16 protein-coding genes are annotated in these 22,505 nt (G+C 73.5%); 5 read left to right on the top strand and 11 right to left on the bottom strand.

The annotated features are described in order from the left end of the window. Positions 1–38 precede the first annotated feature (38 nt). From IEZ04_RS23440 to IEZ04_RS23395, 9 genes are all read right to left on the bottom strand, one after another. Positions 39–1,244, bottom strand: a complete 1,206-nt coding sequence (locus tag IEZ04_RS23440; RefSeq protein ID WP_189218926.1) for a thiopeptide maturation pyridine synthase — start codon at positions 1,242–1,244, stop codon at positions 39–41. Next, complete coding sequence (locus IEZ04_RS23435) at positions 1,241–2,266, bottom strand: lantibiotic dehydratase C-terminal domain-containing protein (RefSeq protein ID WP_189218925.1); 1,026 nt, start codon at positions 2,264–2,266, stop codon at positions 1,241–1,243. The genes IEZ04_RS23440 and IEZ04_RS23435 overlap by 4 nt, the downstream gene beginning before the upstream one ends. After that, positions 2,238–4,865 carry a lantibiotic dehydratase gene (locus tag IEZ04_RS23430; protein ID WP_189218924.1) on the bottom strand — a complete coding sequence of 876 codons (2,628 nt, stop codon included), beginning with the start codon at positions 4,863–4,865 and terminating at the stop codon, positions 2,238–2,240. Before IEZ04_RS23430 ends, IEZ04_RS23435 begins: the two co-directional genes overlap by 29 nt. Positions 4,866–4,877: 12 nt before the next feature. Continuing rightward, positions 4,878–6,866 (bottom strand): TOMM precursor leader peptide-binding protein, encoded by a 1,989-nt coding sequence (locus tag IEZ04_RS23425; RefSeq protein ID WP_189218923.1) that lies wholly within the window; start codon positions 6,864–6,866, stop codon positions 4,878–4,880. A 77-nt stretch (positions 6,867–6,943) separates the two neighbouring features. Next, positions 6,944–7,126, bottom strand: a complete 183-nt coding sequence (locus tag IEZ04_RS23420) for a hypothetical protein (RefSeq protein WP_189218922.1) — start codon at positions 7,124–7,126, stop codon at positions 6,944–6,946. 159 nt (positions 7,127–7,285) lie between these two features. Then, positions 7,286–9,109: a nitroreductase family protein gene (locus IEZ04_RS35065; RefSeq protein ID WP_229821207.1), complete on the bottom strand. Its 1,824-nt coding sequence runs from the start codon at positions 9,107–9,109 to the stop codon at positions 7,286–7,288. Then, positions 9,102–11,030: a YcaO-like family protein gene (locus IEZ04_RS23405; protein ID WP_229821206.1), complete on the bottom strand. Its 1,929-nt coding sequence runs from the start codon at positions 11,028–11,030 to the stop codon at positions 9,102–9,104. Before IEZ04_RS23405 ends, IEZ04_RS35065 begins: the two co-directional genes overlap by 8 nt. A 1,170-nt stretch (positions 11,031–12,200) precedes the next feature. Next, entirely contained in the window at positions 12,201–13,193 is a 993-nt protein-coding gene (locus IEZ04_RS23400; RefSeq protein WP_189218921.1) for an alpha/beta fold hydrolase, read from the bottom strand. Positions 13,194–13,244: 51 nt separating this feature from the next. Then, complete coding sequence (locus tag IEZ04_RS23395) at positions 13,245–13,517, bottom strand: hypothetical protein (protein WP_189218920.1); 273 nt, start codon at positions 13,515–13,517, stop codon at positions 13,245–13,247. A gap of 641 nt (positions 13,518–14,158) precedes the next feature. Between IEZ04_RS23395 and IEZ04_RS23390 the strand changes: the two genes are divergently transcribed. From IEZ04_RS23390 to IEZ04_RS23375, 4 genes are all read left to right on the top strand, one after another. After that, positions 14,159–16,429 carry an ATP-binding protein gene (locus IEZ04_RS23390; RefSeq protein WP_189218919.1) on the top strand — a complete coding sequence of 757 codons (2,271 nt, stop codon included), beginning with the start codon at positions 14,159–14,161 and terminating at the stop codon, positions 16,427–16,429. Between the two features lie 615 nt (positions 16,430–17,044). Then, a complete protein-coding gene (locus IEZ04_RS23385) occupies positions 17,045–18,112 on the top strand; it encodes a type III polyketide synthase (protein WP_189218918.1) in 1,068 nt (355 codons plus the stop codon). Positions 18,113–18,117: 5 nt separating this feature from the next. After that, positions 18,118–19,332 (top strand): cytochrome P450, encoded by a 1,215-nt coding sequence (locus tag IEZ04_RS23380; RefSeq protein WP_229821238.1) that lies wholly within the window; start codon positions 18,118–18,120, stop codon positions 19,330–19,332. A 7-nt stretch (positions 19,333–19,339) separates the two neighbouring features. Then, entirely contained in the window at positions 19,340–19,897 is a 558-nt protein-coding gene (locus tag IEZ04_RS23375) for a cupin domain-containing protein (protein ID WP_189218917.1), read from the top strand. Positions 19,898–19,959: 62 nt separating this feature from the next. On the opposite strand, the gene IEZ04_RS23370 is transcribed toward IEZ04_RS23375, so the two are convergent. After that, on the bottom strand, positions 19,960–20,181 hold the full coding sequence (locus IEZ04_RS23370; protein ID WP_189218916.1) for an alpha/beta hydrolase family protein: 222 nt from the start codon (positions 20,179–20,181) through the stop codon (positions 19,960–19,962). Positions 20,182–20,598: 417 nt separating this feature from the next. On the opposite strand from IEZ04_RS23370, the gene IEZ04_RS23365 reads away from it, so the two are divergent. Further along, positions 20,599–21,027, top strand: a complete 429-nt coding sequence (locus tag IEZ04_RS23365; RefSeq protein ID WP_189218915.1) for a YunG family protein — start codon at positions 20,599–20,601, stop codon at positions 21,025–21,027. A gap of 520 nt (positions 21,028–21,547) precedes the next feature. On the opposite strand, the gene IEZ04_RS23360 is transcribed toward IEZ04_RS23365, so the two are convergent. Further along, a complete protein-coding gene (locus IEZ04_RS23360; protein WP_189218914.1) occupies positions 21,548–22,504 on the bottom strand; it encodes an AraC family transcriptional regulator in 957 nt (318 codons plus the stop codon). Position 22,505: the final 1 nt, after the last annotated feature.

Genomic DNA, 22,505 nt, shown 5'->3' with positions numbered 1-22,505 from the left:
GCGGGGGCGGGCGGCCCGGTGCCGGCCCGCCCGCCCCGTCACCGCCGGCGCGCACCGTCCGGCGGTGGCGAGGCGGGCCCGTCCGCCGCCCACTCGGCGCCGATCCGGCGCCACTCGGGCTCCCCGGCCAAGGACTCGGCGCCGGCCACGTACCGCTGGAAGCTGCCGATCGCGTCGACGCCGTGCACCGACTCGACGGTACGCGCCGCCAGGTGGCACAGCAGCGCGCGGTCCACCGGTCCGAGCCCCAGCCGGTTCAGGTGCAGGTAAAGGTAATTCATCACCAGCCGGAACGACGCGAACCAGTCGTCGGTCCACAGGAAGTCCATGTGCCCGTGGTCCGACTGGAGCACCGCGTGGAACTCGCTGATCCGCCGGGTCGGCATCCGCGGCGCACGGGCGGCCCCGGCCATCGACACCTCACCGGACGCCAGCAGCGGCTGTGCGACGCGCTGGTGCCGGCGCACCGCCGCGGCCCACTCCGCGACGAACGGCACCGCGCCGTCCTCGCCGGCACAGGTGCGCTCCACCGCCCGCAGCCGGTCGCACAGCGCGGCCTCCTGGCGGCGGAACCGCTCGTCGAACCGCTCCCGGTAGGCGGCCGGGTCGCGGGTACGGGACAGGAACGCGTCGGCGTGCGACCGCAGGGACAGAAAGCCCCGCTCGATCGGCGCGCCGCCCTCGGTGAACGGGACCGCCGCGACGGACGCCGTGGTCCACATCAGGTCCAGCGCGAGCAGGGACAGCGAGCCGCCGGCCCGCACCCGCTCATAGGCACCGAACGCCTGCTCGTTGGTGTCGCTGAGGAAGTCGGCGAGCAGCTCGCCGGCCCGCATCGATCCGAGTACGGGCAGGCGGTGGTCGTAGGGCTGTTCCAGCACCGTGTTGTCGGGCACCCAGGGGTGCCGCGGCCCGGTCTCCATCTCCAGTTCCGCCAGCCGCGCGTGCACCGGTGCCAGTCCGGCCTCGTCCAGCCGCACCGTGGACGGCCGGGTCCGCAGGTGGTCCTCCGTCATCCGGACGACCGTCGGCCGCACCCGCCGGGCCCAGTCCTCCTCACCGGTGCGGAAGTTGAGCCGCAGATGCGGACCGCGCAGCCAGTGCCGGCCGAACCAGGCCCCGCTCACCCAGGGCGCGACGGCCTCGAACGCCGGGCGGACGGCGCGCACCACCAGCTCGGGTTCCGCGTCCTGGTCATGGTGGTGGACGTGGACGCTGTGCCAGGTCCCGGGCACCCCGCTCACGAGGCGGTCAGCGCCTCGGGCAGCTCCGCGAGCACCCGGCCCACCAGGAACCGCAGCTGGTTCTCCTGCCACAGGGTCAGTCCCAGCCGGTTGTTGACCAGATGGGCGCAGCGCAGCAGGACCAGACTCGTGGCCGGATGCTTCGTGGCGGACAGGCCGAGGGGCTCGGCCAGGGGGGAGTCCGCCCACTCGGAGGTGAAGCCGCCCGTCTCCTCCAGGGTGTGCAGCGTCTCGCGGAGCCGTCGTACCGACGCCAGCCAGTAGGCCCGCTGGTCCTGGCGGCCGGTGTCCGGTCCGTGGGCCGTCCGCCAGACGAGCTGGGCCCGCGCGCGGAGCCTGTCGCGCTGGGCGAGATGACGCTCGGCCACGTCGGAGGCCTCCGGGCCGCTGCCGAACGGCAGCGGCGGCCCGCCGTTGCGGGCCCACTGGTCGCGGACCTCGTCGCACAGCGCGAACACCCCGACGACCAGGTCGAACGCCAGCAGCGCACGCTGTTCCACCGTCGCCCCCGCCGCCACCACGGACAGCGCCAGCCGGCTCGACTCGGAGAAGTGCCGTTCCACGGCGGCGATCGCCGCGCCGTGCCCGTAGTCCGCGTGCTCGCGCTCGTACGGCAGGAACTCCACCGAGTTGTTGGGACGCACCACGTCGTCGTGCCCGGACCGGCCCTCCAGACCGGCCAGCCCCGCGGCGACCTGGGTGAAGCGCGACCGGTCCACCACGTCCGCCGCCGGGGTGCGCGCCAGGAACTCCCCGACGCGCTGCGCCGTCCGCGCCTCGACCGCCGCACGGCCGGCGGTCCGGGTGGGCAGCAGCCGCAGCCGGACGTGCGGCCCGCCCTCCCAGTACCGCAGGAAGAAGTACCGCTGCACCAGCCCCTCGGCGGTCAGCTCGGCGACCAGCGGCCGTACGCAGTCGGTCAGCAGCACGTCCTGGTCGGTGTCGTAGAAGATGTGCGCGCACACCCAGTCCGTGCCCCGGACCGCCTCGGGGTCAAGCGGTGCGCCGGCGTTCGTCTCCATCCCGTCCTCCGTTGATCTCGATGAGAAACTCGGTCACCCGGGGCCCGCTGTCCCCGTACCGCGGCACGTCGGCCGGGGCGGGGAGCGCCTCCTGGAGGAAGAGCACCTGCCCCTCGCCGGTCAGCATCCGCTCGAAGACACCCACCAGCAGCAGGTTGGCGAAGTCGACGTACAGCGGCTTGCGCGACTTGATCCGCCACACGCTGCCGCCGACCACGGAGGCCGGGTCCAGGGCGCGTACGAAGCAGCGTTGCGGGATGCCGTGGTCGCGCAGCCACGCGGCCAGCCGCAGCAGATGGGCGCGGTCGCTCGCGCCCTTCTCGCGCACCGGCACGGCGGTCACGGGGAACACCCACTGACGGCGGCTGACCGTCGTCCTGCCGATCACCACCCGGGGCTCCGCCAGCATGCCGTCCAGCTCGGACAGGGAGGGGTCGCCGAACATCCGGCGGCCGGGGATGAGCAGGTTGGACGTCGCACCGAACGCCTGGAGCAGCAGCCGGACCGCGGGCGGCAGCCACAGCTCCGCGATCAGGTTCGGGTGCACCGGCCGCACCTCGGCACCGCGGCGGGCCGACCACAGCCCGAGCAGACCCCGCTCGGGGTCGTGCCGCACCAGCAGGTCCGCCAGCGGGACGCGGTGCTCGGCGGGGCGCAGGCTGTGGCCCCCGGGATAGTCGATCTCGTCGGCCACGGCCGACATGCGCAGCCCGACGTTGCTGCCGAAGTGGCGGCAGGTGTCCGCGACGAGCACACCGTCGGGCGGCGGCGCGGTGTCCGCCCGGGCCGTGATGCCGGCCTGCGCCAGCAGCCGGCGGATGCGGTCGCGCCCCCGGCCGTGCCCGGAGTTCACGGCGTTGATCACGAAGTGGGTGTCGGTCCCGCCGTGCGGCTGCCCGTAGAACGCCACGGAGTCCGGGGCCCGCATCCACACCGGCCAGTCGTCGGCGAGCGCGGCCAGCCGGCCCGGATCGGGACGCAGAATCCCCTGTTCGTCCGGCTGCCCGGCGGTCACCTCCGCGCACAACGCCGCCCGCAGCCGGGCGAGTTCCCGGATCCGGGGCAGCCGGTGGCCGGCCAGGGCGGCGTAGCCGTGCGTGGCGATGGACAGCAGGCCCGGCAGTCCGGGGTCCTCGCGCAGCCACTTCTGCACCGCCCGGTGGAAGGCGAGGAACGGCACGGTGGCGCCGCTGCCGACGCGTTCGGCGAACGTGTCGGCGAGCGCGACCCGGCCGGGCAGTGCCGGGTCGAGTACGGCGTAGCAGCGGCGCACCACGTCCAGGTCCCGCAGCACCGGCTGCCAGTCACGCCGGGCGGGACCGGTCAGCGGTGCCGTCAGCAGTGCGTTCTCGATGACGCTGTTCTTGGCCGGCAGCTCGATGTGGTCCGGACCGGCCAGGTCGCGGACGCGGCGCAGACCGGCCTCGACCGCCGTGGTGCACCGCAGCCGGTCCGCCGGGTCCGCCAGCGCCGGGTACGCGGAGACCCGCTCCGCGAGGGCGTCGAGTTCACGGACGAGTTCCGCCGTGTCCGGCAGCGCACCGGCCACCCAGTCCCGCAGCGCGGCGAGCGGGTTCAGCGCCTGGTCGGGGAACGGGCGTTCGGCCTCCAGCAGTCCCAGCTCCACCAGCCGCCCCAGGTACGCGTCGGCGGCGGCGAGGTCGTTCCCGGTCCGGGCCGCGACCTCGCGGGCGGCCTCGGCGTGGACGCGTCCGTGTCCGCCGACCGCGTCCACGCACGCCGCGACCGCCGCGGTGGCCGGCAGCGCGCGCAGCGGCTCCTCCGACCCCGGGCCGAGGAACTCCCAGCGCTCCCCGGCCAGGGCCGCGCCGGGATTGAGCCGAATCCGCATCCGGGCCGCCAGCGCCGGGTGCCGGCTCAACCGCCGGACGACCTGCTGCACCACCCAGACGTTGAGCTCCGCCACCGTCGTCACGTCGAGACCGGCCTCGGCCGGGCCGGCGGCCGGAGCGTCCGCATCGCGCCAGACGCCCAGGCCGCTGACCGTGAAGGTGCTGAACGGGCTGGTCTTCATCGTGACCCGGGCCAGGTACTTGGCCAGGCGCAGCGCCAGCGACCGGTCCGGGAGGGCCTCGTCCGGACGCGCCAGCCACTTGCGCACCTGCTCGTACAGCGCCGGGCTGCTCAGTACCAGACCGTGCTGGAACCCGGGATCGGCGACCGCCTTGCGGAGCAGCGGGTACTGTCCGGCCGCCTGGTGCTCCACCAGCTCGTCCAGGCGTGCCGTGTCGTCCCGGTGCGCGGCCAGCAGCCCGGCCCAGGAGCGCACACCGTCGGTCACGGCGGGCGGCAGCAGGGCGCGGACCTCGTCGTTCCAGTAGCGGCCGGCGAGGTCACGCCGGTTGTGCACGGCCCGGCGCAGGGCCACGAGCCGGGGTTTGGCCGGTCCGCCGCGTCCGATCAGTTCGTACAGGGCGTCGGACAGCTCCGCCTCGGCGGCCCCGAGCCGCCGCTCACCGGCCAGGACGGTGTCGACCAGGTGCCACAGCTCCGGTGAGCGCATGTCGTCCAGCACCGGCACCGGCAGTCCGCCGATCCGTACGCCGAAGGTGTCGGGGGTGGAGAAGGTCGTGGTCATGGCCGGCTCCAGTCACGGGAACGGGTGCGGGTGCGGGTTGATCTCCGACACGGGCAGCGGTCCGGCCCGGTGGCCCAGCAGGGCGGGGAGCTCCAGCAGCCGGGGCAGGCCGTGGGTGCGGCGCACGGCGTGGCCGAACGTCATCGGCAGCAGCCCGGGGACGATCACCTTCGCGCAGGCCAGGCCGCCGGCCCGGTGTTCGTCCGTGGTCTGGTCCACCACGATCACGTCCCGGCCGCGGCCGGTGAACCGCGCCACCACCTCGGCGAGGTCCTCGCGCAGGTCGGCGCCGCGCGGCCGGCAGTCCGCCCGGGCGAACGCCTCCTCGACCGGCAGACCCCGGTCGTCACCGAGGAGGAACCCGAACCGGTCGAAGGCGGCGGGATGGCAGTACAGCAGCGCGTGGTCCCGCATCTCCCGGACCAGACGCGGGTCGGTGACCATCGCCCCGATCCGCTCCCGTTCCTGCCGGTAGGCGTCCCGGTTCCAGCCCAGGTTCGCCGACAGCTCCAGCAGCCCGTTGAGCAGGGCTTGTTCGGGGTCGAAGTGCGCGCCGGCGGCACAGACGGCCGCCGGTTCCCCCGCGCCGTCCGCCGCCGGCCCGGTCCCGCGCCCCGTCGCGGCGGAGGACCGGGCGGAGGGGTGCACCGCCATGATCCACGCGGTGGGGATGCCGTGCTCGGGCGTGGTCGCGAAGGCCATGACCTCGTGCCCGCTGTCCTGCCGGATCCGCTCGGCCAGCACCCCGATCCGAGGGTCGGACACCGTCGCCGGATCCACCCGGGGCACGGGCAGCCGCGCGTACCAGGTGAGCAGGAACGCGTCCCGCTCCGCCAGCTCCACCAGCCCGTGCAGCGCCGCCTCCTCCAGGCAGCCGCCCAGGGCGCACCCGTTGGACACCTCGTACGCCAGCGGCCGGGCGAGGGGATTGCCGTGCCGGGTGCGGTAGTACGCGTAGTCCTCGGGCACCAGGATCGGCGCGTCACGGGCGAACGAGTGACCCCACACCCAGTTCAGTTCCAGCTCCGGGTCGAACGGCGGGTAGGGGAAGCCCGGCTCCGTGTACCGCTCGGGCGGGTACAGGCCCAGCTCGGCCGGGTCGACGGCCTGATCGGCGACCTCGCGGTAGCAGGCGCGCACCGTCGTGCGACGGCCGCCGGGACGGGCGCCGCCGAGCCGTTCCAGTGCCTCGGCCAGCGCGGTGCGTTCACAGGAGGCGTAGTCGAGGTCGCGGCCGAAGCCCGCCTCCTGCTGGCCGTCCGGCAGGTACAGCGGCGCGGACACCATCGGGTAGCGGTAGTCGGTGCGCACGTCGAGCTGCCGGACCACGCCGGTGCGCCCGTCGACGTAGGTCCGCACCAGCGCGTCCCAGTCGGTCCGCAGATCGCGGACCCGGTAGACGTCGTCGCGGAGTTTGGGGCGGGCGGTGTCCATCAGCGTGGGCGGCCGGTCCTCCGGCAGCCCGCCGCACTCGGGGCAGTGGGGGTCGGGCAGGAACGGGTGCACGCCGACCGCCATGGTCGTCAGCGACAGGATCACCACGGCGCGCCGCGTCAGCCGGCCCTCCGGTGCGGCGAGTTCGTCCGCGACGAGCGTCGCGGCGGCGTCACAGGCCCAGGCCGACAGCACCGGCGCGGCGCGGTCGGCGAGCCGTTCGCCGAACCGCCGCAGCAGCGCGGCCCTCGGACTGTCCGGTCCCGCGGCCCGCTCCCGCCGGGTCTGCGCGCACCGGGCGCACCCCGTCCGTCCGGGGACGGTCATGGGCCCGATGACGACGTTGCCCAGCTCGACCCGGACCGGCAGCCGTCGCACACCGGCGGGCGCGGACGCGGTCTGCGGGGTCCATCCGTCGTCGGCGGTGACGATCGCGGCACAGTCGCCGTCGGTGTCGGCGACGATCCCGTACGTCCGGGAGACGGCCGAGCGGACGGCACCCGCGAGCAGTCCCTTGCCCACGACCGCCACCGCGGTGCGGCGGGCTGCTCCAGCTGTGTCGGTCACAGTCACTTCCCTGGTCGGTGAGAGGTGCCGGGTCCGGCGGGCGCGCCCGCCGGACCCGGCCTGCGATGCGTGCCGCGTCAGCAGCAGCAGCAGGAACAGCAGCTCGCCGGGGTACCGGTCGAGGTGCAGTTGGACGCGCCGATCTCGACCATCGCGTGACCCACGTTGATCGACTCCAGGCCGGCGCCCGGGGAGGTCGGCAGTACGTCGAGCTCGTCCACGCTGAGGTCGGCGAGGTCGAGGACGAGGTCCTTCTCCATCGTGATCTCCTCTCTGCGGTGTCGGTTGCGGATGTGGCCGGAGAGCCGGCCGGGTCCGATGTTCGAGTGGGGAAGGGGCTGCGGTCTTCACGGTGCGGACCGCAGTTCCGGCCGTAGGATCGCCGCCTGCGGTGCCTGCTCCGGGCCGGCCGCCGCCCGTCACCAGGTCAGCGGCACCTCGTACTGCGCGGTGGCCCGGCGACGACCCACGACCAGGCAGAACACGGGCACGAACGCCGCGTCGACGACGCCGAGCAGGTCGCGGACGACGCCTTCGTGGTAGCCGTTGGTGATGCGCGCGGAGCAACCGGCCGAGGCGGCCAGCACGCTGATGCGCTGGGCGACGATGCCGGCCTCGTGGTGCAGGATCCGGTATCCGCGGGCCCCGAAGGCGCGTTCCCCCTCGTACCGGTTCACGGTCAGGAACACGATCGCGTTCGCCTTCGCCGAGTTCACCGCGGGCGTCCGGTCGCAGAGCATCGCCAGCGCACCCCGCCAGTCCCGCCCGGGCAGGCGCGCCAGCGCGGGTGCGGCATCCAGCCGGTACAGCCCGGCGTCGACGCCGTCGGCGCCGAGCACGAGTACGTGGCAGTCGACCAGCGGGCGGCTCTCCCGCCGGGTGTGGTCGGACGGCACGGGCTCCAGGGCGTGGCGCAGCAGGGCGGCCAGCCCGCGCGCGGGCAGCGGGGCGGCACCCGGCAGGAACGCGCGGCCGCCGGAGTCGCGTGCCCGCAGCGCGGCTGCCAACTCGACGCCGCCGGGCGGCGGTCCGGGTCCGCCGAGCGGCACCGTGCCCTCGGCGCCCGCCGCGTCGGCGGGCAGGTGGAAGGCTGCCGGGTCCACGGGCGGACGGCCACCGGCTCCCGTCAGCCGGGCCGCCCGGTCGATGTCGAGCAGTCCCGGCCACGCGCCCGCGTCCACCGAGTTGGTGCGTACGTGCTCCGGCCGGATCTCCGGCAGGGCGGCGGCGAGCGCGGGCGCGGTGCCGGGCGCCGACGCGGTGCCGGGTGAGGGCGGGCGCCGTGCCGTCGGGACCGCCGTGGACGGTGCCGCGGGGAAGAGGCCGAGCACGGCGAACGCGCTCTCCTCATCCTCCTCCAGCCCCAGCGCCCGGCCGACGACGGCGTCGTCGAACCGGTGGTGCACACGGGCGCGCAGTCCCAGCGCGCCCGCGGCCAGCAGCGCGTTGCCGACCGTCATCCCGGCTTCCTGCGCGCACAGCCGGTAGGCGTAGTCGCGGTAGCGGAACGCCGTCTTGCGGAAACAGACGGCGGCCACCAGCAGGGCGAGGGGGCCGTCCTCGGCACCGGCCGCGCCGCTGGCCCGGTCCGCACCCGTTACCGGGGCCGTATCCGTGACCGGGGCCGTATCCGTGACCGAGGCCGCACCCGTTACCGAGGCCGCACCCGTTACCGAGGCCGCACCCGTGACCGGGGCCGCACCCGTGGCGGCGAGCACGACGTCGGGTATGCCGCCGCCGCGCAGCGAGGTGAGCGCGTGGTGCGCGGGGTCGTAGTGGTAGCACCCGGCCGGCAGACCGCCCGCCGGGCCCGCCGTCCACAGGTACAGCTCCACCGGGTAGAAGCACCGGGCGGAGGCGACCAGCCGGTGGTACGGCCAGACCGCGTGCGGCCCCACCTCCATCCGCCCCAGCCCGTAGGTGTGGTGCAGCAGCGCCGACACGGCGGGCTCGTCCAGGGCGCGCGACGCCGGACCCTGGCCGGGGTGCGCCCGGCGGAAGCCGGCGAAGGACCACCGGGCGTCGCCGATGGTCCGCGCCGGGGCGCTCAGGGGGTGGCGCGGCAGCCCCCGGTACGTCTTGACCGGCAGCGGATCGTCCGCCCCGCCCTCCTCGCCGTGGCCCTCCGCGAACAGCTCCCGGACGTCCTCGAAGGTGCGCCGCCAGAAGCGGAGGCCGACGGGGTCCGTGTCCCCGGCCGCCTTGCCGTCCGCCGCCGGGAGGCTCGTTCCCGCCCTACTCATCGACGAGCACGACCCGGAGCAGGGAGGGCAGTACCTCGTGCACGGCGGGATCGTGGTCCAGCGGTACGACGACCGGGCGCAGACCACGGGACCGCAGCACCCGCACCAGGTCCTCCTGCCGGGGCGGGACCGGCCAGGTCGTCCCGGCCGCCGGCTCCCCGGGCGGTCCGCCCGCTTCCGGCACCGGGCGGGGCGCGTAGTCGGGCTCACCGGTGATGACTGCCTGCCGGTCCAGCACCGCCCGCTCCAACCCGTCGGCCGGCGCGTCCGTACCGCAGGTCACCGCCACCGGCCGGCCGTCCTGCCACCACGCCAGCACCGGTGTCCCGAGCGCACCGCCGACATCGGCGACCCGGACGGAGCCCCCGGCCGCGCGCAGCAGACCGAGCAGGGACCGCGACCGGGCGTCGAGCGTCGCCGACGCGAGGTCCAGGGGGACGGGCCGGGTTCGCCCGGCCGCCACGTCGCCCACGGCCAGCTGGACACAGTGCTGAGCCAGCCCGTCGGCCACCGCGTCGTCCCAGCCCAGCCGTGCCGCCACGCCCGGCCCACGCCCCGGCGCCGGGACCGCCCGGACCCGCCGGTCCACGAGGTCCCAGCCCCACACCGTGGCGTCCGCGCGGATGCGCCGGGGGTCGGTGAAGTCCGCCGCGTACGCCGCGAGTCCACGGAGCGCGGCGCTGAGCCGTGCTTCGGTGAAGCCCGTTCCGGCACCGAACACCCGCGGCGCACCGTCCACGCGCAGCACGGCCTCGGTCACGTTGAGCGGCACCTGCGTGAAGTCGCCTTCGTCGAGGCTGCGCAGCACACCCACGTACGGGTCGAAGCAGCGTGCGGCGCGCGCGGAGAACTCCTGCCCGGTGACCGGTGCGGCCGCGGCGAGGCGGCGGACACGGGAGGCGAACTCCTCCTCGGTCTCCGGCCGCGCCGCCCGGGCGCCGGGGTGGGGGAGGAACGCGTGCGTCGAGGTGCGCAGGGTCTCCAGGTCGATCCGGGTCAGCCCGGTGTCCTCCGGGCCGCTGATCCCGGTACGGGCCTTGAAGGCGGCGAGCCCGAGATGGCCGGCGACGACCGCGGCGGCCGGCCCGGTGAGGAACCGGTTGGGCCCGTACGGTCCTTCCAGCGCCAGCCGCGACCAGGCCGACGCCCATTCGGGTCCGGGTCCGGGTCCGGGTCCGGGTCCGGGTCCGGGTCCGGGTCCGCAAGGACCCAGCCAGGCGACGTCGTCGAGGACCAGCCCCTGGACCAGAAGCGTGTCCGACGCCCGGCACAGCCGGTCGAGCCGCACCGCACGGTCCACGCCGGGAGCCGAGGACGCCACGTGCAGCACCAGGTCCGCCCGGGACAGCGCGGCCTCCTCCGCGGCGGACCAGTCGGCCTGCTCCAGGTCCTGCTCCGGATCGCGGCGCAGTGCCTCGGCGGCCAGTTCCGCCAGCCGCCCGGTGTCCGTCGCCGTCTCCGCCGTGCGCACCGCCCGCAGCCGCCGCACCCCGGAGCGCAGGGCCGAACAGGTCAGTGAGACGAACGCCGGACCCGCACCCACCACCGTGACGGAGCTGTCGCGGTAGGTCTCGAAGCGTCGCGCCGCCGAGTCGGAGTAGTACTCGATGAACGCGATCTCGGCCGCGTAGGTCTCCAGCTCCCGGCCGGACAGGCCGTGGGGGCGGTCCTGGCCGGCGTCCACGAGGCACCCGGCCGCGCGCAGCCGCTGCACCAGGGCGGTCACGACGCCCTTCTTGTCGTCGGGGAGTCCGCGCACGAGCTCCTCGAGTTCGGTGGCCCCGTCGAAGTGCGGGGCCAGCCGGTCGAGCCACTGATAGGCGGTCCGGCCGCGCAGTGCGACATCGGCTCCCGCGCCGAACACATGGACTCCGTCGTCGGTCGGCACGTACAGCACGTCGGATTTGAGTTTGGGACGCATCGCCAGCCCTCGGGTCGGTGGTCAGCCGATTGTCAGGGCGGCGGCCGCACCGGTCTTCACGGGTGAACCACAGGCCCCGCCACAGGTTCTCCGCCCCAGGCGCACCCCACCGGGCCACGCCGTCCGGGCACCCATGGGGGCAGATGCGGGCGGAGCGACGCGCATCCGGCGCCGAACGGGCGCGGTGACCTCGCACAGTGCGGGCGTCACTCAAGCGGAAACGGTCACGCGGCATCCGGGTACGGGCACGGGAGATACCCGGATACGGGCACGGGACACCTGGATACGGGCACAGGTGATCATTCGGGAGGCGAGGGCGCGCTCCGGCCGTGCGAACCAGGGTGTACGCCCTCGTCGACGCGGACGACGGCGGGAGCGGAACGAGCCCCGGGGCGGCGAACGAAGCGAATGGCTGGTTCGCGCGAGGCGGGCAACCGGATCAGCGGTCGCGGGCACAGCAGGCCGAACGCGAGTGCCAGGAGCACCGTTCGTTCCTGCTCCGACCAGCTGTTCCAAGGTTCCCGCAAGGTTCGTTCAAAGCTGGCTGTGCACCCTGGGAGCAGTTGATGGCGGTGGGACCTCTCCGCCACAGCTGCAACCAGAAGGGGGAACACATGAAGCGCTTGTTCGCGAGTGCCGCCGCTGTCGTCGCCATCGCGGGGGCCGGCTTCGCCACCACCACGACAGGAGTGTCCGCGACACCCAGTGCGGCTACGGCGGAGACCAGTACGAGAGGGCCTGTCTCCGCCATGGCCGCGACTCCCAGCGGCTCGGAGGCGTCTGCCGTAACGTGCTACCTCTACGTTTCCGACAGGTTCGGCTACTACAACGTGCGGAGCGCCAAGTCCGCTACGGCAGGCCTGATCGTGAGGTACACGGGCACCCGTCTGCCAACGTGGCAGAACGGATGCTCTTCGGAGCTCGGGGGAACTTACCGATGTGCGACGGGCGAGCCTCAGGACAACTGGTGGGTCCCGGTGAACTACAACGGCCGCAAGGGCTATGTGGCGGCGAACTGCGCAGGCGGTCTGGGAGCGTAGACGGACAGGGCACATCCGGTCGGAGATGCCTTGGCCGGTAACACCGGTCATCCCCACTGCCATCCGGTCCGCGCTACGTTCCGCGCGGCCGGGTGGCGGTGTGCGTTCACGCAAGGACGGCAGCACTTCGTCACCGGTGGTGCGTTGAGGCGGAGCCGTCCGTGCGGGAGATCGGCGAGTGGAGGGCCCACCTGTCTGCGACTACATCGTGCCTTTCCACCGAGAGGTCTGGCTTCGCCACCCATGGGCACTGGAATCGAGAGGGAAGTGAGCGGTACGTGACGGGCCTTACTGAGCGACTGGTCGCCGGATGAGTTGTGGACGCCGTTCCGGCGGGTGGCTCCGCCGACGCAGGGCGTACACCCGCAGGGCGGCGGCCGGCGGCGGGCGGGTGACCGCGCATGCGGTCAGTGGCCCCCTTTTGCGGCCCTGAGGCTGACGGCGTCGATCGCGCACCGCGACCAGTCCAGCTCGCCGCGGGCGGCGCGATCGCGTCGTGCCGCCCGCCCACCACGAAGGTGTCGCAGGACACGGACGACAGCAGCCGCTCGGGCGCGTCGCGCTGCGCCGAACGCACCAGGCGTCCGAGCCGGCGCGGCCCGCCGCGCGCGTAGTAGGGCAGCACGTGCGGCAGGACCGAGGGCGCCTCGCACAGGGCCGTCCGGGCGAACGCCCCCAGCAGCGCGCCCGCGCTGCGCAGCGAGGGCGGGAAGGTCGGACCGAGCAGCACCAGGGCCTGTACGCGGTCCGGCACCCGCAGGGCCGCGTGCAGGGCCATCTGGGCGCCGGTGGAGTGGCCGGCCAGCACGACCGGGCGTCCGGGGACGGTTCGGAGCCAGTCCGCCGTGACGTCGGCGAGCGCCTCGATCGTCGCCGGGAAGGACGGGCCCGCGCCCCCGCCGTAGCCCGGCAGGTCGAGCAGCCGCACCGTACTCCCGCGCGCGGCGCACGCGCCGGCGGTCCTGAGCAGGTAGCCCAGGGCACCCAGCCCGGGCAGCAGGACGACCTGCGGACCACCACCGGCACCGGTACCGGCACCGGTGCCGACTTGGAGGCTGCGCACGGTGGCCGCGCCGACCCGCTCGAGACGGACTCGGCGCTCGGCACGCTGGAGGGCGGGCATGCCCGGCCGGGTACCCCGCCGGGCCCGCGCCGATCACGACGGTTGCGCCGGTCAGCGGGTGTCCGGGCGTTCGTCCCGGCGTCGCCGGGAGCGGGCCCGTATCTCCTCAGACACCAGCAGGGCGAGCATCAGGCACCCGGCCATCAGCCCCCGGCCGAACGGATCCTCCCAGTCCAGGGCCCACACCACGAGGGCCACCACTCCGCCCCACAGCAACGGGGCGGCCATGTACCACGCCCCCTTCCTCCGTCCCATGGCCACCGCATACCCGTGCCGCACCGTGCCGTCGATGATCTGGAGGATCAGGTGGCGGCCCGGAATCACTCGAGCCCGGCCACCAATGCCGAGGGGCGACGCCGGCCTCACCCTCGGCTTCCCTCCCCGGAGTACAGCGCCGTCTCCAGGGTGTCGGGGTGATCGCGTCCCGGCACTCCCGTACGGTCGGCGACGACCACCTCGAGCACGGCGAGCGCCTCCTGCTCATGCGGTAACTCTCAGTGGGCGAGGACCAGATCGGCGCGGGCGGGCAGGTGCCCGGCCGGGAGGGCGGAAGGCGTCGTCGCTCCCGGATGCGGAGCGGCACGATCCCTGTGCCTGCCGGGCGTAGCGGGCGGGTGGTGCCGTGGGGCGCGGGTGCGCGCAGGGCCCGGCAGCGGAAGCCGGGGGCCGGCATCTGATGTTCTCGGCCGGGTCGTCGTGACAGATCGGGCGGGGTGCGTGAGGCTGGGAAAGGAGACAAGCCATGGAGCGACTGCCGCGGAGCGACTGCCGCGGAGCTAGGTGCCGGCGGCGTGAGGGGGAGGCGGGGGATGGGCGGTGCCGTGCCCGGCGGGCCGGAGGAAGAGGCAGGACGTGGTGGAGTGTGGTCGCATCTGTCAGGTTCGGCCCGGGATGTGCTGCAGGCCGGGCAGGTGCATGGTGATGTGCACTTCCACGGTCCGGCCCCGGTGAGAGCGGAGGTGCCCGTGCCGCGACAGCTTCCGGCAGACGTGTCCGGCTTCGTCGGCCGGACCGCCGAACTCGCCGAACTGGAGGCGCTGCTGCGGAACGGCGGCCAGCCCGGCGAGGCGGTCCCGATGGTGCTGATCACGGGGACCGCGGGGGTGGGCAAGACCTCACTCGCCATCCGCCTGGCACACCGCATCGGCGGGCGCTACCCCGACGGGCAGTTGTTCATCAACCTGCGCGGCTACGACGTCGGCCCGGCGCTCGCGCCGGCAGCCGTGCTGGAGCGCTTCCTGCGCGCACTCGGCGTACCCGGCCCGGCCGTCCCGGACGGGCCGGAGGAACGCGCGGAGCTGTACCGGTCGCTGCTGGCGGGCAAGCGGATGCTGGTGGTCCTGGACAATGCCGCCACCGTCGGGCAGGTCCGCCCACTGCTGCCCGGCACCGCGGGCTGCGTGACGGTGGTGACCAGCCGGCACCGCCTGTCCGGACTGGCCGTGCGCGACGGCGCCCGCCGCCTCACCCTGGGCCTGCTCAGCGAGGAGGAGTCCGCCGACCTGATCACCGCCGCCACTCGCAGCTACCGCACCGGCGACGACCCCGGCCAGATCACCGAACTGGCCCGGCTGTGCGCACGCCTGCCGCTGGCCTTGCGGATCGCCGCTGAACGCGCCGCCACCCGCCCCCAGCTCGCCTTGCCCCGGCTCACTGCCCAGCTGCGCGACGAGTCCACCCTGTGGGAGGCACTCTCCAGTCCCGACGAGGACGAAGCCGACGCGGTGCGCACCGTCTTCGCCTGGTCCTACCGCACCCTCCCGCCGCCCGCCGCCCGCCTGTTCCGGCTGCTGGGCCTGCACCCCGGCCCGGACTTCTCCGTTCCGGCCGCCGCCGCCCTGACCGGCCAGGACCCGCGTCAGACCTACGCCCTGCTGGACCTGCTGGCCGGCGCCCACCTCATCCAGCCCACCGGGGCCGACCGGTACCAGTTCCACGACCTGCTGCGCGCCTACGCCACCGACCAGGCCCACCAGGAAGAGACCCCCGAGGACCGGCACGCCGCGCTCGAGCGGGCGGCCGCCTGGTACCTGCACACCACTGACGCCGCCCGGGCGGCAGCTCAAAGCTACTACCCCTCCGTTCTGCCCGCGGAAGCGGAACGGGCCCGCCCGAAGTCCGTACCGGCCTTCACCACCCCGCAGGAAGCGTTCGCCTGGCATGAATACGAGCAGGCCAACCTCCTGGCCGTCGTACGAACTGCCGCACAGGCCGGACTGGACGAGATCGCCTGGCAGCTGCCGGCCACCCTGCACGGCATTCATATCGCCCGCGGCGCCTTCTTCGACGACTGGCGGGAGATGGCCCGTACCGGGCTGGAGGCAGCCCGGCGCCTGGCGGACCGGCGGGCCCAGGCCCTCATGCACGACACCCTGGGCATGGTGTGCAAGGACTCCCGACGCCTGGCGCAGGCCGCCGAACACCACCAAGCCGCGCTCGACCTGCGCACCGCTCTCGGCGACTTCGCCGGCGTGGCCGCATCCGCCAACGGCCTGGGCCTGGTCCACCAACTGCGCCACGAACTGGCCGACGCCCGCACCCGCCTGGAGCAGGCCCTGGCCATCTGCCGAGAACACGGCCCGCCCAGTCGGACCGGCGTGACCCTGTGCAACCTCGGCTACATCGCCTGGGAGCTCGGCGAGCTCCGGCAGGCTACCCGCTACGCTCACCAGTCCCTGCACATCCACCGCAGGACCGGGGCCGATTCCTACGTGCGCATCGATCCCCTGCTCCTCCTGGCCCGCCTCGCCCGCGAAACCGGCCACTACACCCAGGCCGCGAACTACCTCGGCGACGCCACAGCCCTGACGGATCGCACCTTTCCCCCCGCGTTCGAGGCTGCCGTCCGCCTCGAACAGGCCGCACTGCTGCGGGAGCAGAACCATCACGACCAAGCCCTCGAGGCGTACTGGGCGTGCGAAACCCTCCAGCGCTCCATCGGCGACCGTCTCGGCCAGGCAAAGGCCTATAACGGCATCGGCCGGACCCAGCGCGCTTTGGGCCATCTGCCCGAGGCCATCGACTTCCACACCATGGCCGCCCGCATCCTCCGCGACCCGCCCCAGCCCTGGGAGCTGGCCCAGACCCTGGCCCACCTCAGCGACGCCCAGACCGACCACGGCCGACCCGGGCACGCTCGCCAGCATCGAACCGAAGCGCTTGCCCTGCTCACGGGCTTCCCCGACCCGCGCGCCACCGCCCTGCGCCGACGGCTGGAGGGACTGATCACCGACTGACGGCGCAACGGCATCGCACCGGTCCACCCGGGACATCGCGGGGCATACCCCAGCATGCGTTCGAATCGGTGGTAGCCACGTCCCACGACTTCCCCGTGACCGGCCACGTACGCCCGCGGCGACATGTCCGTTCGGTCATGGCCTGGTGACCGTCGCTCGGCCTGGCCCTGTGGCTGCTGGAGCGGAGTGCCGGCGGGCCGCCCCCTTCACGGTGTGCGGCCCTCTGCCGCGCTTCCGGCCGGCACCGGGGAACTCGGCGACCGGCCGCGCCGACGTCGGAGATCGCGCCATGCCGTGCCCGGAGCCGTCGCACAGAACTTCCGCCGCCCACGCGAGGCGGGGCAAACACGCCACCGGAGAGTGATGAGCGCGCCGCTCGCCACCTGCCTCCGAGAGATCGCTTCGAACCTGACCCGGCTCCACAGGGCACTCCCGCGTGTCACCTCGTCGGCGGCCCCTTCGAAGCCCTCACGCGGTTGCTCCGCGAAATCAGGGCATGTCGTGAAGTTCAGCACTCCGGCGCGATATGTCCGTTCTATGGAGCCATTGTGGGTGGTAGCGTCCCCCTCCTCGTCGGCATCATGTCCTTCAGCGGACAGAGGAGGGCGCAGGCCCATGGCGACTTTGTGCAGGCCCTCGGTTTCCGTTCCAGAGCACGTGATCACCATGGAGGAGACGCTGGAACTGGCGCGTACCCGACACCCCGACCATCCCCAACTCCCGCTGGCTCTACGCCTGATCGAGAACACCGGTGTACGTACCCGGCACATCGTGCAGCCCATCGAAGAGACACTGAGGCACCCGGGGTTCGAGCAGCGCAACAAGGTCTACGCGGCCGAGGCCAAAGCCCGCGTCCCCGCCGTCGTACGGGCGGCGCTCGACGACGCGGAGCTCCTCGCGACCGACATCGACGTGATCGTCTACGTCTCCTGCACCGGCTTCATGATGCCCTCGCTCACGGCGTGGCTGATCAACACGATGGGGTTCGACAGCACCACCCGGCAGATCCCCATAGCCCAGCTGGGCTGTGCGGCGGGCGGCGCGGCCATCAACCGGGCACACGACTTCTGCTCGGCCTATCCCGAGGCCAACGCCTTGATCGTGGCCTGCGAGTTCTGCTCGCTGTGCTACCAGCCGACCGACCTCGGCGTCGGCTCCCTGCTGTCCAACGGCCTGTTCGGCGACGGCGTCGCCGCCGCGGTGGTCCGGGGCCGGGGCGGTACGGGCGTCGAGCTGGAGCGCAACGGGTCCTACCTGATTCCGAGGACGGAGGAGTGGATCGCGTACGACGTGCGCGCCACCGGCTTCCACTTCCTGCTGGACAAGCGGGTGCCGACCACGATGGAGCCGCTCGCGCCGGCCCTGCGGGAGCTGGCGAGGCGGCACGGCTGGGACGCCTCCGACCTGGACTTCTACATCGTCCATGCGGGCGGTCCGCGCATCCTGGACGACCTCAGCAAGTTCCTGGAGGTCGACCCGGACGCCTTCCGCTTCAGCCGGGCCACGCTCACCGAGTACGGCAACATCGCCAGCGCCGTGGTGCTGGACGCGCTGCGCCGGCTGTTCGACGCGGGTGGTGCCGCGCACCAGGCACGCGGGATGCTGGCCGGCTTCGGTCCCGGCATCACGGCCGAGATGGCACTGGGCCGCTGGCAGCACGCGGCCGTACGAGAGGCGGTGTGAACACCATGGAACAGCAGATCCGCACCGGGCCGATGCCACCCGTCCGGCACTGGCCGGCCCTCGATCTGAGCGGGGCCGACTTCGACCCCGTCCTGACCGAACTGATGCGCGAGGGCCCGGTCACCCGCATCCAGCTCCCGCACGGCGAGGGCTGGGCCTGGCTGGTGACGCGCCACGACGACGTGAAGTTCGTGACCAACGACGCGCGCTTCAGCCGCGAGGCCGTCATGGGACGGCAGGTGACCCGGCTCGCGCCGCACTTCATCCCGGCCGCCGGGGCGGTGGGCTTCGCCGACCCGCCCGAGCACACGCGGTTGCGCCGCTCGGTGGCCGCCGCCTTCACCACGCGTGGCGTGGAGCGGGTGCGCGACGGCGCCCGCGCCCTGCTGGACGGCATGGTCGGGGACATGCTGCGCGCCGGACCGCCGGCCGACCTGACCGACGCGGTGCTCGCGCCCTTCCCCATCGCCGTCATCTGCGAGCTGATGGGTGTCCCGGCCGCCGACCGGGAGCGCATGCACACCTGGACCCAGCTGATCCTGTCCTCCGCACACGGCGCCGAGGTCAGTGAGCGGGCCCGGGACGAGATGGGCGCGTACTTCGGGGCGCTGATCGGCGAGCGGCGCGGCAGCAGTGCCGAGGATGTGGCGTCGCTGCTCGGCGCGGCCGTGGGCCGGGAGGAGCTGACCGTCGAGGAGGCCGTCGGCCTCGCGGTGCTCATCCAGATCGGCGGCGAGGCCGTCACCAACAACTCCGGCCAGATGTTCTTCGTCCTGCTCACCCGCCCCGACCTGTGGCGGCGGCTGCGCGAGGAACCCGGGGTGCGTTCCCGGGCCGTGGACGAACTGCTGCGCTGGATCCCGCACCGCAACGCCGTGGGGCTGTCCCGCATCGCGCTGGAGGACGTGGAGATCAAGGGCGTCCGGATCAAGGAGGGTGACGCGGTGTACGTGTCGTACCTGGCGGCCAACCGAGATCCCGAGGTCTTCCCCGACCCCGACCGGATCGATGTCACCCGCAGCCCGAACCCGCACCTGGCCTTCGGACACGGACCGCACTACTGCGTGGGCGGGATGCTGGCCCGTCTGGAGTCGGAGCTGCTGGTGGACGCGCTGCTGGACCGGATCCCCGGGCTGCGCCTCGCGGTGCCGCCCGATGAGGTCCCCTTCCGCAAGGGCGCACTGATCCGCGGGCCCGAGGCCCTGCCCGTGACCTGGTGAGCGGCTGATGACGGTATCCGAGGGGCTACTCGTGCCGCCGGGCCACGGACGCACCGTGCGCACCCCGGCCCAGCACGTGACGTTCAAGGTGACGGGCGCGCACTCACGCGCGGCGTCCAGCTTCGAGGTGGTCGTCCCGCCCGGCTTCGACGTGGGCGCCCATGTGCACACGCGCAGCGAGGAGCTGTTCTACGTGCTCGAGGGCGAGCTGGACGTGCTCGCCTTCGAGCCGCGCGTACGGACTCCGGACGGCTGGCGGCACTGGGAGTCGCGGTCGGGCAACCGGGTGGTGCGGGCGGTTCCCGGCACGGTCATCGTCGTGCCGCCGGGCTGCCCGCATGCGTTCGCGAACCCCACCGCCGAGCCGGCGAAGATGTTCTTCCAGGCGTCACCGCCGCCCGACCACGAACGGTACTTCGACGAACTGCTGCAGATCCTCGCGCGCGGGGGGACTCCGGACCATGCGGCGATCGAGGAGTTGCGCACCCGCTACGACATCGAACAGCTGACGCCGCTCCGGCACGGTGGGAGCTCCGCCGGCGGTGCCCCCGCAACTCCCCGATGAGCCAATCGACCGCCGCGACGGTCCCCGACAGGCCGGTGGCGGTACCGGCCTGTCGGGGGAGCTTACGGTCGGGCGAGGTTCTCGGTGAAGAACTCGTCGAGCCGGTCGAAGGGGATGAGGTCCTTGCGGTCGTACAGGTCGACGTGGTCCGCACCCGGGACGATCACGAGGTCGACGGTGTCGGGGGCCATCGCCCGGACGTCCTCGGAGTAGTAGCGGGAGTGCGCGTCGGCGCCGGCCACCAGGAGGGCCTTGCGGGGCGCCAGCATGTCGATGTTCGTCATCTGCCGGAAGGCGAAGAACGACAGATGGGCGTGCGATCCCGTGATGCCGGGTCGCGCCAGGAGACGGTGGCCTCGCCGGTGAGGCGGCGGGCCATCAGATGTCATGGCGCGGTGAACCATGGCTTCGGGCCCAACGTGCGCTTCACCGTCCATCGACGCGGCAGCGGCCTGAAGCCGCGCTGGTCGGCGGGGCGTTGCACGATTTCCATGGCGATGCCGAGTGCCGCGGCGTGCTCGGCTGCGTGCTGGCGGTAGCCGCCGTCCACCCAGTCCCTGCGCGGGGCGGGGGGCGCCAGTGGAACCCGTTCGGTGGGCCGCTGACGCGCGCGTGATGTCGCCATTCTCCGTAGGCAGCAGTCCGTCGCCGGGTCTGTCGGCGTCCGGCCGTTGTCAGTGCCTGCTGACAGGATCCCCGGTATGACACCGTCACTTCTGACCGACATCGAGCGAGCCGTGCGCAGCAGTTGGAGCGCCGAGACGTGCACGCCTGAGTACCGTTCGCGCTGGACCGCGGACAATCCGGCCCGGGACCAGTGCGGGGTGACCGCCATGGTGCTCAACGACCTGCTGGGCGGTGAGCTGATCCGGGGAGAGGTCCACGTCCGCGGAGAGCGTGTGGACTACCACTGGTGGAACCGCCTGGGCATGGGCATCGACGTCGACCTCACCCGCGAGCAGTTCGGACCGGAGGAGATCGTCACCGGAGGCATCGTCATCCCTCGCCCGCCTGTGACCGAGTGGCGCAGGCTCCGTGAGGAGTACGAGCTCCTCCGTGACCGCGTCCTGGAGAAGCTCGATCGGCAGCAGGCGTCCACCTCCGCAGCCGTGTCCCGTCAGCCGGATTGAGAGCCCGCCCTCCGGCATCCACGGCATGACCAACACCTCACCGGCGCCCTCGCCTCCCTTTCGCGGCTGTGTGCGACCGCCGGCACGGCTTCGTGCACGGAGCCGCTGCGCGGGGTGAGGCGGCCTGCTCGGAGCGGTGGCCGCCGGAGACGGAAGCGTGCTCACCACCTCCGCCCTCGCCCCGCCGGCGCCGCGGCCGCGTCGGCGGGGCCGCGTCGGCGGGGCCGGCCGTCGCCGTGCTCGTCGTCGGCGGGCCGGGACTCGCCGGGGTCGGGGTCACGGTTCCAGTCGCCCCACAGGCCGTGCTTCTCCAGCTCCGCGATCCCGTAGTCGGTGAGCCGGTCGATGGTCGGGGAAGGGGCCGGACACGCCGGTGTCGAAGTCCGCGACCAGAGGCCGCATCGGCACGGCGCGCCCGTTGTCGAGCACGATGACCGCGACACCGCCGGTGGAGACACCGTTCCCCGGGTCGGCCTCCCCGATGGAGGTGAGGTCGGGGTGCCGCCCGGGTCGGGGCATGTCAGGGGGCGTCCTGATACAGGGTGCGGTGCGGGGGACGGCCGTAGACCCTGCGGTAGGCGGCGGCGAACTGGCCGGAGTGGAAGAAGCCCCAGCGGGCGGCGACGGCGGTGACCGTGACGCCGGCGGCGGGATCGGCGGTCAGAAGGTCGCGGTGAGCGTGGGCGAGGCGGACCCGGCGCAGGTGGCGCATGGGGGTGGTGTCCAGGTGGCGACGGAAGGCGTACTGCAGAGTGCGGATGCTGATACGGGCGGCGGTGGCGATGTCGGCGGCGCTGATGTCGGTGCCGGCGTGGTCGTCGATGTAGGCCAGGGCGCGGCGCAGGGTGACGGGGCGGGCGTCGTTGCGGTCGTCGATGGTCGGTTCGGTGACCGCGGTGCTGGGGAAGGTGGCCAGCACGGCCGCGGCCAGGAGCTGGGAGGTGGTGGAGGCGAGCAGCGGCTGCTCGTACGGGGTGGGGTCGGCGCGGACGGTGTCGCGCACATGGGCGATGGTGTGCCGCAGGTAGCGGCCGGCGGTCGGCGTCACGGGCAGGTACCCGGTCAGCCGGATCGGCTTCGGAGAGCGCCCGGGGGCGGTGGCGGCCACTCTGTCGAGCTGGTCGGGGGGCAGGATGACGGAGTCGTGCGTCAGGTGGTCGACCTCTCCGGCGCATGGCAGGCCGGGGGGAATGCAGAGCACCTGACCGGCGTGGACATCGCCCTCGTAGTGGCCGAGGGTGAGCCGCGGCAGGGCGCCCTGGGTGGCGTTGAGCAGGACGACGCTGCGCAGCGGGTCCATTTCGAAGTCCACGAGGCAGTGGTAGTCGAACCGGTGCAGCATGACCGGTCCGATGCGGTCCTGGGTCAGCGTCACCCGGTGCTGCCCGTCCCGGTCGGTGACCCGGACGCGTGCGTACAGCCTGCTCACCATGTCGCCGGTGACGTCGGGGTCGGTGCTGTCGAATACGGTGGGCATG

The organism is Streptomyces ruber (assembly GCF_014648075.1).
Classification (GTDB): domain Bacteria; phylum Actinomycetota; class Actinomycetes; order Streptomycetales; family Streptomycetaceae; genus Streptomyces; species Streptomyces ruber.
The sequence above is the reverse complement of the archived record's forward strand: the minus strand, read 5'-3'. Positions and strand labels throughout refer to the sequence as shown.